This is a genomic window from Pseudoalteromonas sp. NBT06-2 (assembly GCF_002276045.1).
In the GTDB taxonomy this organism is placed as follows: Bacteria; Pseudomonadota; Gammaproteobacteria; order Enterobacterales; family Alteromonadaceae; genus Pseudoalteromonas.
On the sequence record NZ_NQMR01000192.1, the window covers coordinates 1 to 1,115 of the forward strand.

Sequence of the window (1,115 nt, forward strand, 5' to 3'; positions counted from 1 at the left end):
AAAGGAAAATGAAAACTCCAGTGCTGCACGAAAAGCCCAACAAGCTCAGTGCTTAATTAAAACCGCGCAAATGAAAGAGCCTGAATTATCGGGCGCTTTTGCAATAAAAGACAATCAATTACTTAAGCAAATTGCTAACCAAGCACCCAAACAAAACACAAAGCAAGAGGATAAGTCATGAGCAGTTGGCGCTTTAAAGACAAAATGATATTGGCTGATAGCCTTGGTACCACTTTATCGGGGGCGCATGCGATTTATGCCAGTGATGTTGAGTTTAATATTGAAAGTGAATCTGACAAAGATGAACTTGAAACAGCCTACTCCGGTGCAAGCCTTGAAGTGTTTTATGGTGAACATATTAGTTTAAACTTTAAAACACCGCTTGCAGTGAGCGGAACTGCGGGCACGCTCCCGGCTTTTGCACCTTTAATGTTGGCCTGTGGCATGGTGCAAGTTCAAGACAGCTCAAGTGTTACTTACACAAGAGGTGCCCCCACGAAAGCGGTTTGCTTGATGCGCTTTGGTAAAAATACACATCAAATAAGTGAAATGCTCGGTACGGTGAGTTTGTCACTTGAAAAAGGTATTCCAAAACTTAATTGGCAGTTTAAAGGATTGTTTAGTCCACCTGTTAATTCTGCTGCTGCGCCCGCTGTTGATTGGACCCGCTGGAAACGTCCAGAGATTTTGGGTGTTGCTTCAAACTCTGACTTTAAACTGAACAATACCAAGCGCACTTTGCACAAACTCACCATTGATATGGGTAACAATGTGGTATTCGATCGGGCAATTAACTATGAAGAGATCATAATTGCAGGTCATGAATCAAGCGCCAATATCACTTTAACTGCAGATGCGTTAACTGCTTTTAACCCCTTTGACGATGTTGGCCAAATACAAAACTTTGAATTTAGTCACGGTACTGCTGCAGGTAAAAAAGTCACGGTGTTAGGTCGTTTTCAAATGCCACAACCTAAATATGCCAGTTTAAGCTCTGAATTAACGGGTTATGAGTTTGACAGTAAGCTCATACCCAGTGGTGCAGGCAATGATGAACTGAGCTTTGTGTTTGAATAATAAGGAGTAATATCATGAGATTAACATGTTTAACTAAG

2 protein-coding genes are annotated in these 1,115 nt (G+C 41.4%); both read left to right on the forward strand.

What is annotated here, in order from left to right:
• Nucleotides 1-181: hypothetical protein (locus tag CJF42_RS27780; protein ID WP_170940731.1), on the forward strand; the 181-nt coding region annotated here is incomplete at its 5' end.
• Nucleotides 178-1,077: a hypothetical protein gene (locus CJF42_RS23460; protein WP_095368978.1), complete on the forward strand. Its 900-nt coding sequence runs from the start codon at nucleotides 178-180 to the stop codon at nucleotides 1,075-1,077. The genes CJF42_RS27780 and CJF42_RS23460, both read left to right, overlap by 4 nt.
• Nucleotides 1,078-1,115 lie beyond the last annotated feature (38 nt).

Bases quoted from the DNA above. Each gene is read 5' to 3' on its own strand.
- CJF42_RS23460 (WP_095368978.1), top strand. From the start codon at position 178: ATGAGCAGTTGGCGCTTTAAAGACAAAATGATATTGGCTGATAGCCTT.